Below are 13,618 nucleotides of genomic sequence, written 5' to 3'. Positions count from 1 at the left end.
TCAAGGCCAGCGTAACGACGAAGCGGTCCACAAGGCCGCTTCGGACATCCTTAAATTTACCAACTGATTTTTCATGAACAGCCCTCCGTTCCAGTCTCCCACCGGGACGGAGGGATTTTCGCGGAAGCCCCTTGATCCGCCGGCTCACCTGGAAGTCCGGAAAAGCCACCAACGGCTGGTTGGCACGCTTCCTGCTTTGTAAATGTCGGATGGATAGATCCGGCTGGCAGGCGCCGCTCTCTTTCAGATCATTGGCCGGATTGCGTGGCCAGAGTGAGCGGCATGTGGGCGGAATGCGGAAATCTTAGGCAGTTGCGGGCGCTCATCGCTCAAAACGCCAACGGAACGGAAGAACCATGTATCGCACGATCCAGATTTTTCTCGTCGCCCTCTGCCTGATCATCAGCGCCCTTGCGACCGGCGTGCGGGCCCAGGAAAACATTCGGCCGCTGGTCGATGCTCTGGGCACCGGCGGTTTCCCCCAGAAGATCGAGGCCGTCGAGGCGCTTGCCGCCTCCGGCGATCCCAAAGTCGGTGAAATCCTCGGATATCTGAACGACGGCAAGCTTTATGCGCCCAAAACCGGGGGCGCCGTATTCCTTGAAGCCGATGGCGGCGGTTATGCCGATGTCCTGACGGGCGCTGCGGTGACCGATGTCCCCAGCAATCTTGCCAAGATCCGCCTCAACAACGGTCTGCGCGGAGCGATCGGCGCAGCGCTGAGCCAGCTGACATTGCTGAGCCCGGATCGCGGTGCACGCTATGCCGCAGCACAGGATCTTCTCAAGGACGCCAACCCCGAAAATCTCGATCTTCTGAACACCGCACTCGCCAAGGAAGCGGATGCTGAGATCAAGGCGACGATGGAGGCAGCCCGCGCCGTCATCCTCCTGAAAACAGACGCCAGTTTCGAGGACAAGAAAGCTGCGATCGATACCATCGCCGCCCGCGACAACCGTGATGCCGTCAATATCCTGAACGCCGCCTTCTCCAGCGCCCCGGCCGATCTGCAGCCGGCCATCCAGGCGCATATCGACAGTATCAACCGCAGCCTCGCGGTCTGGGATGTGGTGCAGAATATCTGGTATGGCCTCTCACTCAGCTCGGTCCTGCTTCTCGCGGCCATCGGCCTTGCCATCACTTTCGGTGTCATGGGCGTCATCAACATGGCCCATGGCGAGATGGTCATGCTCGGGGCCTATACGACGTATGTGGTGCAGCAGACGATCAGCGCAGCGGCGCCGGAGCTCACCAATTTCTCGCTCGCCTTCGCCGTTCCTGCAGCCTTCCTCGTCACCGGCGCGATCGGCGTTGCCATCGAGCGCAGCATCATCCGCTGGCTCTATGGTCGACCGCTTGAGACGCTGCTGGCGACCTGGGGCCTCTCCCTCATCCTGCAGCAGACGATCCGCACGATCTTCGGCCCCACCAACCGGCAGGTCGATAATCCGAGCTGGATGTCCGGCACCTTCGATCTCGGCGGCATGTCGATCACCTGGAACCGGATGTGGATCATCGTGTTTGCAATCGCGGTGTTCTTCGCGCTGCTGCTGCTGCTGAAGCGCTCCAAGTTCGGCCTGCAGATGCGCGCCGTGACCCAGAACCGGCGCATGGCCTCATCCATGGGTATCCGCACGCCCTGGGTCGATGCCTTTACCTTCGGCCTCGGCTCCGGCATTGCCGGCATGGCGGGCGTGGCGCTATCGCAGATCGATAACGTCTCGCCGAACCTCGGCCAGAACTACATCATCGATAGCTTCATGGTCGTTGTCTTCGGCGGTGTCGGCAATCTCTGGGGCACGCTGGTGGGCGCCATGACGCTCGGCATCGCCAACAAGTTTCTGGAGCCCTATGCCGGCGCCGTGCTTGGCAAGATCCTGATCCTGGTGCTTATCATTCTCTTCATCCAGCGGCGGCCGCGCGGTCTGTTCGCGCTCAAGGGAAGGGCGATCGAACAATGATCACGCAAATGCTGTTTCGCACCCACGACAAGAAGGTTCTCTGGTTCGCCTTCGGTATCTTGTTGGCGGCGATCTTCGTGCCGCTCTCCAACCTGCTGCTGTCGGATGGCAACCCGCTGCATGTACCGGACCATCTGGTGCCGCTGCTCGGCAAATATCTGAGCTACGCACTTCTGGCGCTCGCGCTTGATCTCGTCTGGGGCTATTGCGGCATCCTCTCGCTCGGCCACGGCGCGTTCTTCGCGCTCGGTGGGTATGCGATGGGCATGTACCTGATGCGCCAGATCGGCCCACGCGGCGTCTATGCCAATCCGTTGCTGCCCGATTTCATGGTGTTCCTCAACTGGCAGGAGCTGCCCTGGTACTGGTACGGTTTCAACCAGTTCTGGTTTGCGGCGGTGATGGTAGTGCTTGTGCCCGGCCTGCTTGCCTTCGTCTTCGGCTGGCTCGCCTTCCGCTCGCGCGTCACCGGCGTCTATCTGTCGATCATCACCCAGGCGATGACCTACGCGCTGCTGCTCGCCTTCTTCCGCAACGAGATGGGCTTCGGCGGCAACAACGGCCTGACCGACTTCAAGGATATCCTCGGCTTCAACATCCAGGCCGGCGGCACCCGTGCCACGCTCTTCGCGGCAACGGCGATTTCCCTTGCTCTGGCGCTTCTCCTCAGCTCAGCCATCGTCAAATCGAAATACGGCAAGGTGCTGGTCGGGGTGCGTGACGCGGAAAGCCGCACTCGCTTCCTCGGCTACCGGGTCGAGAACATGAAGCTCTTCATCTTCACCGTCTCGGCGATGATGGCGGGCGTGGCCGGCGCACTCTATGTCCCGCAGGTCGGTATCATCAATCCGGGCGAATTCGCCCCGGCCAACTCCATCGAAGTGGTCATCTGGACTGCAGTAGGCGGGCGCGGCACGTTGATCGGCCCGATCATCGGCGCGGTTTTGGTCAACTTCGGCAAGAGCGTCTTTACCGCTGCCTTCCCCGAATTCTGGCTGTTTGCGCTGGGCGCGCTGTTCGTCGCGACCACCTTGTTCCTGCCCAAGGGCATCGTCGGCACGTTCCAACAGTTCGCCAAGAACCGCGACGAGCTCAAGGTGGCGGCTGCGAAGGAACATGCCTATCAGGCGCAATCCGCCAAATCTGCCGGCGACGACGCCATCGTATCTGCCCATACCCAGGCCGCGGAGTGAATGTCATGACTGTCATCAAACCGGCAAGTCTGAAGACGACCAGCAGCATCCTCTACCTTGATGGTGTTTCCGTTTCCTTCGATGGCTTCAAGGCGCTGAACTCCCTGTCCTTCGTCGTCGAGCCTGGCGAGCTTCGCGCCATCATCGGCCCCAACGGCGCCGGCAAGACGACGATGATGGACATCATCACCGGCAAGACCCGGCCGGACGAGGGCATCGTCTACTTCAACGGTGAGGTCGATCTTACCCAGAAGGATGAAGCCGAGATCGCCCAGCTCGGCATCGGCCGCAAGTTCCAGAAGCCGACGGTGTTCGAAAGCCACACAGTCTGGGACAACATCGAACTGGCGCTGAACCGCAAACGCGGTGTCTTCGCCACCCTGTTCTACAAGCTGACGCCGGAGGACAAGGCGCGCATCGAGGAAATCCTCGAAACCGTGCGCATGACCGCCCGCAAGGACGACCTTGCGGCCAATCTTTCCCACGGCCAGAAGCAGTGGCTGGAAATCGGCATGCTGCTTGCGCAGGAACCGAAGCTTTTGCTGGTCGACGAGCCGGTGGCCGGTATGACGGATGCGGAAACGGCGGAGACGGCGGTGCTCCTGAAGGAGATCGCCAAGACCCGTTCCGTAGTGGTGGTCGAGCACGACATGGGCTTCATCCGCGATCTCGGCGTCAAGGTGACGTGTCTTGCCGAAGGTTCGGTGCTGGCGGAGGGATCGATCGATTTCGTCAGTTCCGATCCGAAGGTGATCGAAAACTATCTGGGGCGGTAAGGCGATGCACTATAACGTTTCTATGTTTGCGGCGAACACCCTCTTCTCCCCAGCGGGGAGAAGTGCCGAGCGCAGGCGAGGCGATGAGGGGGGCTTTGCCGCGAACTCCGAGGAAGCCGTCTCCCTCATCCGGCGCTACGCGCCACCTTCTCCCCGCTGGGGAGAAGAGGCCGCAAGCGGCGCGACAGGGGGGGGTAAAGCCTCCGCAATCTCAAAAGGAGCCGCCCGATGCTGACCGTCGACAACATCAATCTTCACTACGGCGCGGCGCAGGCTCTTCGCGGTGTGTCGATCATGGCGCCGATGGGCAAGATCACCTGTGTCCTCGGCCGTAACGGCGTCGGCAAGACCAGTCTGCTCCGGGCAGTCACCGGTCAGGCCGCGACCAGCGCCGGCACGATCACCTTCAACGATGCAACGCTGAATGGCCTGGCGCCCTATAATCGCGCCAAGCATGGCATCGGTTTCGTGCCGCAAGGCCGCGAAATCTTTCCGCTTTTGACCGTGAAGGAAAACCTCGAGACCGGTTACGCCCCGGTGCCGCGCAAGGACCGTTATATTCCAGACGATATCTTCAGTCTGTTCCCGATCCTGCGCACCATGCTCGGCCGCCGGGGAGGTGACTTGTCGGGCGGCCAGCAACAACAGCTTGCTATCGGGCGGGCGCTGGTGACACGGCCGAAGATCCTTGTTCTGGACGAGCCGACGGAAGGCATCCAGCCGTCGATCATCAAGGATATCGGCCGGGCGATCCAGTATCTGCGTGATTCCACGGGGATGGCGATTCTGCTTGTGGAACAATATCTTGACTTCTGCCGGGAGCTTGCCGACCATGTCTACATCATGGATCGGGGCGAGATCGTGCATGAGGGACCGGCCGAAACGCTGGATACTCCGGAAGCGCGCCGTCACCTGACGGTTTAGGGTCAAAAATGGCAGAAGCGGCGGCGATCGCTCCGCAAAGAGCATGGGGCAAGGGACGGCTGACGGCAAAACCCTTTGCCGGCCGCACCCGGCTATCGGAATTCTATCAGGAAGGCTGCGCCAAGATCCGGCTTCCCGACACTTTCGACCACACGATGGAAGCTGTACTGATCAACAGTTCCGGCGGCCTGACCGGCGGCGACTGGATCGGCTGGGAGTTCAACAGCGGCGAGAATACCCACCTGACGCTCACCACCCAGGCCTGCGAAAAGATCTACAAGGCCAGCGCCGGCACGGCGACGGTTGCGACCCGCATCGATGTCGGCGCCGGTGCGACGGTGCACTGGCTGCCGCAGGAAACCATCCTGTTTGACAACGCCTCGATGTCGCGAACTCTGGAAGTGGACATCGCCGAAGATGCCCAGTTCCTTGCCGTCGAGGCCGTGCTTCTCGGCCGAAAGGCGATGGGCGAGACGATGGAAAACGGGCTTTTCCAGGATCGCTGGCGCATTCGCAAGGGTGGTGTTTTGCTGCATGCGGAAAACCTGCGGCTTGCCGATGCCGTTGGAGACCTTTCGCGGCGGGTGCCGGTTCTCGGCGGGCAGGTGGCCTTTGCGACGCTTTTCTATACGGGGCCGGATTGCGAGGCGCAGCTTGCGGCGATCCGATCGAAGATTGGAGACGCTGGCGGGGCCAGCCGTGTGGAAATCTGCGGGCAAGAGAAGCTTATGGCGCGCCTTGTCGCTGCCGACGGCTTTGCGCTTAGAAAAATCCTGATCCCGGTCATTTCACACTTGCGCAAAGGGGCGTCAGTGCCGAAAGTCTGGACCCTGTAGCCTATAATAAAAACTGGTGGTCACGCATGAACCTCACTCCTCGCGAAAAAGACAAGCTCTTGATTTCCATGGCCGCGATGGTGGCGCGCCGGAGGCTGGAGCGCGGCGTCAAGCTCAATCATCCCGAAGCGATCGCGCTGATATCGGATTATGTCGTGGAAGGCGCGCGCGACGGCCGCTCGGTTGCCGAGCTTATGGAGGCCGGCGCCCATGTTATCACCCGCGATCAGGTGATGGAGGGTATCCCCGAGATGATCCACGACATCCAGATCGAGGCGACTTTTCCCGATGGCACCAAGCTGGTGACCGTCCACGAACCCATTCGCTGAGGCCCGCCATGCTTGCGCTTCGACCCAATTGCGAGTGCTGCGACAAGGATCTGCCGCCGGGTAGCCGCGAGGCGATGATCTGCAGCTTCGAATGTACCTTCTGCCTCGATTGCGTGGAAAACGTGCTCGACAGCCGTTGCCCGAATTGCAGCGGCGAACTGGTGCGCCGGCCAATCCGGCCCGCATCCAAGCTCGATAAATTTCCGGCCTCGACAGAGCGTGTGCTGAAAGCCGAAGGCTGCGTGCCGGTCAAGGCCGCCTGATAAAAGGAAGATGACCATGATACCCGGAGAAATCATTGCTGCCGAGGGCGAGATCGAGCTGAATGTCGGGCTGGATACCGTTTCGATCGATGTATCGAACACCGGCGACCGGCCGGTGCAGGTCGGCAGCCACTATCATTTCGCCGAAACCAATGCGGGTCTCGCCTTTGACCGAGAAGCCGCGCATGGCCGCCGGCTCGATATCCCGGCGGGAACGGCAGTGCGTTTCGAACCCGGCCAGACGCGGACCGTGACGCTTATTCCGTTGAGCGGAAAACGTGAGGTCTATGGTTTTCGTCAGAAGGTCATGGGGAAACTGTGACTGCCAATGGTGTGACGATGGGGCGGCTAATCGCTTCGGGAGCGACATGAAACAGAAGATCATGATCGTTGGGAATGGTGAGGTGCCTCCGGGAGCGGCAACGCTCATCGATTCCGCCGATCTTGTCATCCGCTTCAACGATTGCCGCACCTTCGGCGAGGCAGGCGAGAAGACCGATGTCGTCGCCATCTGCAACACGGGACGTCCCGGCAAGGCGCGGCTTGCTTCGGCGGAGTGGGCAAGCCACCCTGCCGTTCAGCAGGCCGGTGCTATCTGGAGCGTGCGGGACCCCGCGAAATTTACCGCCCTGCGGCAGGTTCTGGCGGTGAGCCACCCGGAGCTTGATGATTTCTGCGATGACTATACGGCGGATTTTTCAAGGCTCTGCGTCTGTCTCGGCAAGAAGCATAGCGTGATCAGCCGCGCCGTTCATGAGGCTGTCGATACCCAGCTTCAGGCCTTCAGTCCGGCACCCTATGTCGTGCCGAGCAGCGGCCTGATCGTGATTGCCTACGTGCTCGAGAGTTTTCGCGATGACGAGGTGACGATTGCCGGTTTCGGCCACGAGGGGTGGGAGGGCCATCCTTTCGAGGCTGAGCGAAGGCTGGTCGAACGTTCGATCGGGGAGGGACGCTTGTCGCGGCTCCAGCCGCTCGATGATGTCGCGGCTCCGTCCATTCACGCAACTGCGCCGTTGTGAAGCAACTGCGCAGACAGAAATGAGAAATGAATTCGCCCGAATTTTTCCCAGAATTCGGCACTCCAGAGGGTGAAGAACAATGTCCTACAAAATGTCCCGCGCGGCCTATGCCAGCATGTTCGGTCCCACCACCGGCGACAAGGTGCGGCTTGCCGATACCGAGCTGTTCATCGAGGTTGAGAAGGATTTCACCACCTATGGCGAAGAGGTGAAATTCGGCGGCGGGAAGGTTATCCGCGATGGCATGGGCCAGAGCCAGGTGACGCGCGCCAATGGCGCTGTCGATACCGTCATCACCAATGCGCTGATCGTCGATCACTGGGGTATCGTCAAGGCCGATATCGGCCTGAAGGACGGCTTGATCGTCGCGATCGGCAAGGCCGGCAACCCGGATACCCAGCCGGGCATCGATATCATCGTCGGCCCGGGCACGGAGGCGATCGCCGCCGAAGGCAAGATCATCACCGCCGGCGGCATGGACAGCCACATCCACTTCATCTGCCCGCAGCAGATCGAGGAGGCGCTGATGAGCGGCCTCACCACCATGCTCGGCGGCGGCACCGGCCCCGCGCACGGCACGCTCGCCACCACCTGCACCCCCGGTCCCTGGCACATCGCCCGCATGATCGAGGCGGCCGATGCCTTCCCAATGAACCTCGCCTTCGCCGGCAAGGGCAATGCTTCACTGCCGGGCGCGCTGGTTGAGATGGTCATGGGCGGTGCGACCTCGCTGAAGCTGCACGAAGACTGGGGCACGACCCCTGCCGCGATCGATTGCTGCCTGTCGGTTGCCGATGAATACGATGTGCAGGTGATGATCCACACGGATACGCTGAACGAAAGCGGCTTCGTCGAGGATTCGATCGCGGCGCTGAAAGGGCGTACGATCCACGCCTTCCACACGGAAGGAGCGGGTGGCGGCCATGCGCCTGATATCATCAAAATCTGCGGCCAGCCGAACGTCATCCCGTCGTCTACCAACCCGACGCGGCCCTATACGAAGAACACGCTGGCCGAACATCTCGACATGCTGATGGTTTGCCACCATTTGTCGCCGTCGATCCCGGAAGACATTGCTTTTGCGGAAAGCCGCATCCGCAAGGAAACCATCGCGGCGGAAGATATCCTTCATGATATCGGTGCCTTCTCCATCATCTCCTCCGACAGTCAGGCCATGGGCCGCGTCGGGGAAGTGGCGATCCGCACCTGGCAGACCGCCGACAAGATGAAGCGCCAGCGCGGCCGTCTGCCGGAGGAAAAGGGCGAAAACGACAATTTCCGCGTCAAGCGCTATATCGCCAAGTATACGATCAACCCGGCCGTCGCGCACGGCCTCAGCCATGTCATCGGTTCGGTCGAAGTCGGCAAGCGCGCCGATCTGGTGATGTGGAACCCGGCCTTCTTCGGCGTCAAGCCGGACATGGTTTTGCTCGGTGGCACGATCGCGGCAGCCCCGATGGGTGATCCGAATGCCTCGATCCCGACGCCGCAGCCTGTGCACTACCGGCCGATGTTCGGCTCGTTCGGAAAGAGCCTCACCAACTCCTCCGTCACCTTCGTCTCGCAGGCCTCACTGGACGGTGGCCTGAAGGGCCGCCTTGGTGTCGCCAAGGAACTGGTGGCTGTGCGGAACACCCGCGGCGGTATCGGCAAGGCGTCGATGATCCATAACAGCCTGACACCGCATGTCGAGGTGGATCCGGAGACCTACGAGGTTCGGGCGGATGGTGTGTTATTGACCTGCGAGCCGGCAACCGTGCTGCCGATGGCGCAGAGGTATTTCCTGTTCTAGGAGGGGTCGGGTGAGGGGTAAGACTCCGCAAACAGAGACAGCGCGCAAGCTCTCCCCTCGTTCAACATTCTCCGTTACAAACGGCAATCACCCTGCCGTCCCTATTCCGAGGTACCCATGATCTACGTTATTGCCTATCTTAAAGCGCACCCCGGCAAGGCCGCTGATGTTCTGGCTGCCGCCCAGCCGCTGATTGCCGAGACCCGCGCCGAAGACGGCTGCATCTACTACGAACTCTACCAGAAGCCCGGCGAACCCGAGACTTTGGTTTTTGTTGAAAACTGGTCAAGCCGCGTGGCGCTTCAGGCGCATTTCGAGACGGCCCATATCGCCGCCTTCGGCAAGGCCACGGCTGATCTGGTGGCTGAAAGCCGGGTCGAGGTCGTGCATCCGGAAAAGGTCGAGGTGGTCTGATGCCCTATCGCTCGACGGAAGTCCTGTCCTCTGGCTCAGCCGATATCGCGCCTGTCGCTACGATCGCGCTGGCGCATGATCAGCGGCATCTGCGTCGCAAGCTCCTGCATCTCGAAAATGACGATGTCGTCATGCTCGATCTGAAGGAGCCGGCCATGCTGGCGGATGGCGATCTCCTCGTGCTGGAAGGTGGCGGTCACATCCGCATCACGGCGATCGAAGAGCCGCTTTACGAAATCCTGCCGCGCGGACCGCTGCATCTGATAGAGTTGGCCTGGCATCTCGGCAACCGGCATCTTCCGGCGGAAATCCGTGAGGACCGTATCTTCATCCTGCGGGATCTGGTCATCCGCGCGATGCTGGAAGGGCTGGGCGCGACGGTGAGCGAGGTGAACACGCCTTTCCAGCCGATGCGCGGGGCCTATCATGGCACGGGCGGACATTCCCATGGGCATCACCACCACGGCTGAGGTTGCCTCAACTCAATCATACATCGGTGACCTCAATTGCATGGTAAATTCACCGGGCCGGTCCTTCGCGGGGGCCGGCCTTTTTCTATTCTGTGATCGATAAGGCGTGTTTCAATTGAAACCGTCTTTTTCTTGAAATCATAGCAGCGGACGCGCCTAATTGTGGGCAATGCTGGACCAATTGGTCGAAGCGCTGGGCTTATTTTTTTCAAGAAAGTTATTTCAAATGCCGACGTATGAAGAACAGCAACTTGAGTCCTCCGAACGCCTTGTAACCTTCGCGAAGCATGCGAAGCTCAGCTTTCGCAGCGCCCACTTGGATCATTATGACGAGGTGCATCAATCAGCATTGCAATCGTGCCACGAGCCCACGAATGTAATGATGACAGATTATATTCCTTTAAATGTCCATAATTCACGCGCGGCAGGCGTCAAACCGCTTGCCGCAAACGTTCGTGGGCATGTTGAGAAAATCGGATCGATTTTGGATGACAGTGTGCCCCCTGGTCGCGATGGTGTCGACAAGCGCGTTGCAGCGCTGGGTATCCTCAATAAATACGTGCAGCACACCGTCTTCGAGAGAGACCTGGGTGGAATCGCCGAGGAGATGAATGTTGCGGCAGATTTCCGTGTCCGAACAAGATCGGCCTTCAGCGGAGAAAAGGTGGGCGCCCTTCTCACCGCGGCGCATGACCTTCGTACGTCCGTGGACGATCGCATGAGAGGCGTCAGCACCTTGTACGCCGATCATACCGTGGACAATGTTGATAGCTTCTCCGACCGGCAAGACGTTGCAACGGAGAAGAGCAGGCTGGACACGGCGCGCTACAGCGGCGCAAGTGCGTCGCAGCGGCAGCTCTGGAACATGAATGATGTTTCGCCAGCCAGCTCCGTTGCCGGCAGCGAGCATAGCAGTCTTGATTTTGGCTCGGATGAAAAAATTTGGCCGGCCTATGATTACGGCATGGATCTGCGGCCGGAGCGCGGTAGTTCCAGCTCCGAACTGTCCTCGTTTTGGGATGCAAATTCGATTTCAAACAACGGGGTGTATGGAGGCCACGGGGGCTACGGGTATGGAGGCCACGCGGGCTACGAAGGTTGGTCAAGCTCCGATCACGAAACCGACGATTACGAAACCGACTCGCGGTCAGATCATCATGTCAGCGACGACGACTCCCAACGGACCTTGTTTAGTCCAGAACCTGGGTACGGTTCCGGTTCCGAATGGGGTGGGATCAGCCATTCCTCCAGCCAGCAGTCAGGAGACACCAGCCTCATGGAATATGTTCGGCAGTGGCCTCCCAGTGCTCCTGGCCAGCAGGAGGCAATTGACGCATACCATTCAGGAGATCGTCATGGGGCGTTGGTAGCTGCTCAGCAGGCTTACGGTCCATCTGCGGATCATTCCCGCTCTACAAGCGGCGGCCCCGAATCGCGGGAGGGCTCACCCATGACAGTCCCATCGACAATCCGGCAGCCGGGATCGCGAGCGCTTCGCAATCCATCGGTCGACCATTCGGTTGACCATTCCCAATCGCCCGGCAGAATTCCTGCGACACGTGAGGGCTCACCTGTCGCAGGCCCATCGACAACCCGACAGCCGGCATCGCAGGAAATTCGCCATCTCTCTGTTGATCGTTCTCGATCGTCTAGCAGGATACCTGAAATGCCGGAGGGTTTAGCCGTGGCAGGCCCATCGACTTCACGGCAGGCGGCATCACCAGCACCGGAACAAGGTCGTAAGCGCGGGCACTCGGAGATATCAAACGACAGCAATGCGGACGGTGTGGCGGAAGCTTCAGGACCTTCCAGCAAACGACAGCAATTGATCGAGGGCCGATCGAGGAGCCCGTCCGCCGGCAGAGACATGTAAAGGCTATACCCGTCGTTTTGGTCGCGGGAATCTTGTTGTCGCCATGCATTCCCTGTTGCATCGAAGATTATTGTTTTCCATGGTCATCCATCACATGGAATGGAAAGCTTCATGCAACACATTACTTCCTATCTGCCCGTCGGCGCACCTTTGTCGCAGCCGGTAGAAAGCATCGTTCTGCCTCATAATCTGCGGCGCGAGCTGCTTTGTCTGGAAAGCGGTGACGTGACAAGGACCATGCCCACCACGCACGTGGCTGAGCCGCAATGAGCGACGATCAGGAGCTCGGCGCTCTTCTGCGATTGATGTCCTGGCTGTCGCCGGCCTTTCCGATCGGATCGTTCGCCTATTCCGGCGGACTTGAGTGCGCGGTCGAGGATGGTCTGGTTTCGGGAAGTGCAGGACTTGGTGAATGGCTGTCATCGTTGCTGACGCAGGGTTCGCTCTGGAACGATGCCGTGCTTCTGGCCGAGGCCCATCGGGCGATCGCCGATGCCGGGCGATTGACACAGTGCGCCGAGCTTGCCGAAGCGCTCAGCGGCTCGCGCGAGCGCCACCAGGAGACGATGCTGCTGGGAGATGCATTTCTGACAACGGCCAGCGCATGGCCGCAAACGGCCGGGGTTGCGGACGACAAGATGGCCTATCCCGTGGCTGTTGGTCTTGTGGCCGGCCTGCATGGCGTGCCGTGCGACAAAGCTGTTGCCGCTTATCTGCATGCTTTCATTTCACAGAGTATATCCGCTGGCATCCGGCTCAGCGTCTGCGGCCAGAAGGATGGTGTTTCTGTGCTGGCCGCGCTGGAGCAGACGATTGTCGCAACCGCGGAGCGGGCGGCGCGATCGACGCTTGACGATCTCGGCTCCGCTACCCTTCAGGCCGATATTTCCGCATTGCGCCACGAGACACAGACGGTCAAACTTTTCCGCTCTTGATCGGCCCCGGCGCGTTTCACCTCTTCAGTCGAGCACTGCGGATACGTCATTTGCCGCTATCCGCCACCACAGCGCCGTGCGTCATATATGGCGCACGGCGCTGTAGCACTTTATGACTGCTGCATAATTTATTCCTTAAACCGATTTCGGTTTAAGGCATTATGCAGTGACCAGTTTTACTATGCTGTTGTTTTATTGGAGTTCGAAAGATGAAATCTGCAAACGGCCCCTTACGTGTCGGCATCGGCGGCCCGGTCGGTTCGGGAAAAACGGCGCTGACCGACAAGCTCTGCAAGGCGATGCGTGACCAGTATTCGGTCGCCGTCGTCACCAACGATATCTATACCCGTGAGGATGCGGAGGCGCTGGTGCGCATGCAGGCGTTGCCTTCGGATCGTATTGTGGGGGTGGAGACCGGTGGCTGTCCGCACACCGCTATTCGTGAAGACGCGACGATCAACCTGCAGGCCATCGCTGACCTCAACCGCCGTATCCCCGATCTCGACGTGGTTTTCATCGAGTCCGGCGGCGACAATCTCGCGGCGACCTTCTCGCCTGATCTGGCCGATATCACCATTTATGTGATCTCCGTCTGCCAGGGCGAGGAAATCCCGCGTAAGGGCGGGCCGGGCATCACCCGTTCCGACTTACTCGTCATTAACAAGAAGGATCTTGCGCCCTATGTTGGCGCTGATCTCGGTGTGATGGAAAACGATGCCGACCGCATGCGCCAGTCGAAGCCGTTTGTCTTCTCCGACATGAAGCGCGGCGATGGTGTCGATCGAATTGTCGAATTCCTGCGGGTCGAAGGCGGGCTTTGAAGCCTGAAA

16 protein-coding genes are annotated in these 13,618 nt (G+C 60.2%); all 16 read left to right on the top strand.

Annotated features, from left to right (window positions below; translation table 11 throughout):
* Nucleotides 1-356 precede the first annotated feature (356 nt).
* The 16 genes from urtB to ureG all read left to right on the top strand — a co-directional run bounded on the left by urtB (nucleotide 357) and on the right by ureG (nucleotide 13,609).
* The gene (gene urtB, locus QO002_RS17615) at nucleotides 357-1,961 is read left to right on the top strand and encodes an urea ABC transporter permease subunit UrtB (RefSeq protein WP_307232000.1); all 1,605 of its coding nucleotides are present in this window, start codon (nucleotides 357-359) and stop codon (nucleotides 1,959-1,961) included.
* Entirely contained in the window at nucleotides 1,958-3,154 is a 1,197-nt protein-coding gene (gene urtC / locus QO002_RS17610; protein WP_307231998.1) for an urea ABC transporter permease subunit UrtC, read from the top strand. Before urtB ends, urtC begins: the two co-directional genes overlap by 4 nt.
* 5 nt (nucleotides 3,155-3,159) lie before the next feature.
* Nucleotides 3,160-3,930, top strand: coding sequence for an urea ABC transporter ATP-binding protein UrtD (urtD, locus tag QO002_RS17605; RefSeq protein WP_307231996.1), 771 nt, complete (start codon nucleotides 3,160-3,162; stop codon nucleotides 3,928-3,930).
* Between the two features lie 228 nt (nucleotides 3,931-4,158).
* A complete protein-coding gene (urtE, locus tag QO002_RS17600; RefSeq protein ID WP_307231994.1) occupies nucleotides 4,159-4,854 on the top strand; it encodes an urea ABC transporter ATP-binding subunit UrtE in 696 nt (231 codons plus the stop codon).
* 8 nt (nucleotides 4,855-4,862) lie between these two features.
* Nucleotides 4,863-5,690, top strand: a complete 828-nt coding sequence (locus QO002_RS17595; RefSeq protein WP_307231992.1) for an urease accessory protein UreD — start codon at nucleotides 4,863-4,865, stop codon at nucleotides 5,688-5,690.
* Between the two features lie 26 nt (nucleotides 5,691-5,716).
* A complete protein-coding gene (locus tag QO002_RS17590; protein WP_307231990.1) occupies nucleotides 5,717-6,019 on the top strand; it encodes an urease subunit gamma in 303 nt (100 codons plus the stop codon).
* An 8-nt stretch (nucleotides 6,020-6,027) separates the two neighbouring features.
* Nucleotides 6,028-6,282, top strand: coding sequence for a DUF1272 domain-containing protein (locus QO002_RS17585; RefSeq protein WP_307231988.1), 255 nt, complete (start codon nucleotides 6,028-6,030; stop codon nucleotides 6,280-6,282).
* A 16-nt stretch (nucleotides 6,283-6,298) separates the two neighbouring features.
* Nucleotides 6,299-6,604, top strand: a complete 306-nt coding sequence (locus QO002_RS17580) for an urease subunit beta (RefSeq protein ID WP_307231986.1) — start codon at nucleotides 6,299-6,301, stop codon at nucleotides 6,602-6,604.
* Nucleotides 6,605-6,665: 61 nt separating this feature from the next.
* The gene (locus tag QO002_RS17575) at nucleotides 6,666-7,304 is read left to right on the top strand and encodes a glycosyltransferase family 29 protein (RefSeq protein ID WP_307233487.1); all 639 of its coding nucleotides are present in this window, start codon (nucleotides 6,666-6,668) and stop codon (nucleotides 7,302-7,304) included.
* A 79-nt stretch (nucleotides 7,305-7,383) separates the two neighbouring features.
* Nucleotides 7,384-9,096 carry an urease subunit alpha gene (gene ureC, locus QO002_RS17570; RefSeq protein WP_307231984.1) on the top strand — a complete coding sequence of 571 codons (1,713 nt, stop codon included), beginning with the start codon at nucleotides 7,384-7,386 and terminating at the stop codon, nucleotides 9,094-9,096.
* Between the two features lie 117 nt (nucleotides 9,097-9,213).
* Nucleotides 9,214-9,510: a putative quinol monooxygenase gene (locus QO002_RS17565; protein WP_307231982.1), complete on the top strand. Its 297-nt coding sequence runs from the start codon at nucleotides 9,214-9,216 to the stop codon at nucleotides 9,508-9,510.
* Nucleotides 9,510-9,980 carry an urease accessory protein UreE gene (ureE, locus tag QO002_RS17560; protein ID WP_307231980.1) on the top strand — a complete coding sequence of 157 codons (471 nt, stop codon included), beginning with the start codon at nucleotides 9,510-9,512 and terminating at the stop codon, nucleotides 9,978-9,980. The genes QO002_RS17565 and ureE overlap by 1 nt, the downstream gene beginning before the upstream one ends.
* 160 nt (nucleotides 9,981-10,140) lie before the next feature.
* Nucleotides 10,141-11,853 (top strand): hypothetical protein, encoded by a 1,713-nt coding sequence (locus QO002_RS17555; RefSeq protein WP_307231978.1) that lies wholly within the window; start codon nucleotides 10,141-10,143, stop codon nucleotides 11,851-11,853.
* 111 nt (nucleotides 11,854-11,964) lie between these two features.
* Nucleotides 11,965-12,123 (top strand): hypothetical protein, encoded by a 159-nt coding sequence (locus tag QO002_RS17550; RefSeq protein WP_307231975.1) that lies wholly within the window; start codon nucleotides 11,965-11,967, stop codon nucleotides 12,121-12,123.
* Nucleotides 12,120-12,788 carry an urease accessory protein UreF gene (locus QO002_RS17545; RefSeq protein ID WP_307231973.1) on the top strand — a complete coding sequence of 223 codons (669 nt, stop codon included), beginning with the start codon at nucleotides 12,120-12,122 and terminating at the stop codon, nucleotides 12,786-12,788. Before QO002_RS17550 ends, QO002_RS17545 begins: the two co-directional genes overlap by 4 nt.
* Nucleotides 12,789-12,997: 209 nt before the next feature.
* Nucleotides 12,998-13,609, top strand: a complete 612-nt coding sequence (gene ureG, locus QO002_RS17540) for an urease accessory protein UreG (protein ID WP_307231971.1) — start codon at nucleotides 12,998-13,000, stop codon at nucleotides 13,607-13,609.
* The last annotated feature ends 9 nt before the right edge of the window (nucleotides 13,610-13,618 follow it).

The sequence above is a fragment of the Pararhizobium capsulatum DSM 1112 genome (genome assembly GCF_030814475.1).
Lineage (GTDB): Bacteria > Pseudomonadota > Alphaproteobacteria > Rhizobiales > Rhizobiaceae > Pararhizobium > Pararhizobium capsulatum.
The sequence above is the reverse complement of the archived record's forward strand: the minus strand, read 5'-3'. Positions and strand labels throughout refer to the sequence as shown.

Coding starts and splice junctions, on each gene's coding strand:
- urtB (WP_307232000.1), top strand. CDS start 357: ATGTATCGCACGATCCAGATTTTTCTCGTCGCCCTCTGCCTGATCATC.
- urtC (WP_307231998.1), top strand. CDS start 1,958: ATGATCACGCAAATGCTGTTTCGCACCCACGACAAGAAGGTTCTCTGG.
- urtD (WP_307231996.1), top strand. CDS start 3,160: ATGACTGTCATCAAACCGGCAAGTCTGAAGACGACCAGCAGCATCCTC.
- urtE (WP_307231994.1), top strand. CDS start 4,159: ATGCTGACCGTCGACAACATCAATCTTCACTACGGCGCGGCGCAGGCT.
- QO002_RS17595 (WP_307231992.1), top strand. CDS start 4,863: ATGGCAGAAGCGGCGGCGATCGCTCCGCAAAGAGCATGGGGCAAGGGA.
- QO002_RS17590 (WP_307231990.1), top strand. CDS start 5,717: ATGAACCTCACTCCTCGCGAAAAAGACAAGCTCTTGATTTCCATGGCC.
- QO002_RS17585 (WP_307231988.1), top strand. CDS start 6,028: ATGCTTGCGCTTCGACCCAATTGCGAGTGCTGCGACAAGGATCTGCCG.
- QO002_RS17580 (WP_307231986.1), top strand. CDS start 6,299: ATGATACCCGGAGAAATCATTGCTGCCGAGGGCGAGATCGAGCTGAAT.
- QO002_RS17575 (WP_307233487.1), top strand. CDS start 6,666: ATGATCGTTGGGAATGGTGAGGTGCCTCCGGGAGCGGCAACGCTCATC.
- ureC (WP_307231984.1), top strand. CDS start 7,384: ATGTCCTACAAAATGTCCCGCGCGGCCTATGCCAGCATGTTCGGTCCC.
- QO002_RS17565 (WP_307231982.1), top strand. CDS start 9,214: ATGATCTACGTTATTGCCTATCTTAAAGCGCACCCCGGCAAGGCCGCT.
- ureE (WP_307231980.1), top strand. CDS start 9,510: ATGCCCTATCGCTCGACGGAAGTCCTGTCCTCTGGCTCAGCCGATATC.
- QO002_RS17550 (WP_307231975.1), top strand. CDS start 11,965: ATGCAACACATTACTTCCTATCTGCCCGTCGGCGCACCTTTGTCGCAG.
- QO002_RS17545 (WP_307231973.1), top strand. CDS start 12,120: ATGAGCGACGATCAGGAGCTCGGCGCTCTTCTGCGATTGATGTCCTGG.
- ureG (WP_307231971.1), top strand. CDS start 12,998: ATGAAATCTGCAAACGGCCCCTTACGTGTCGGCATCGGCGGCCCGGTC.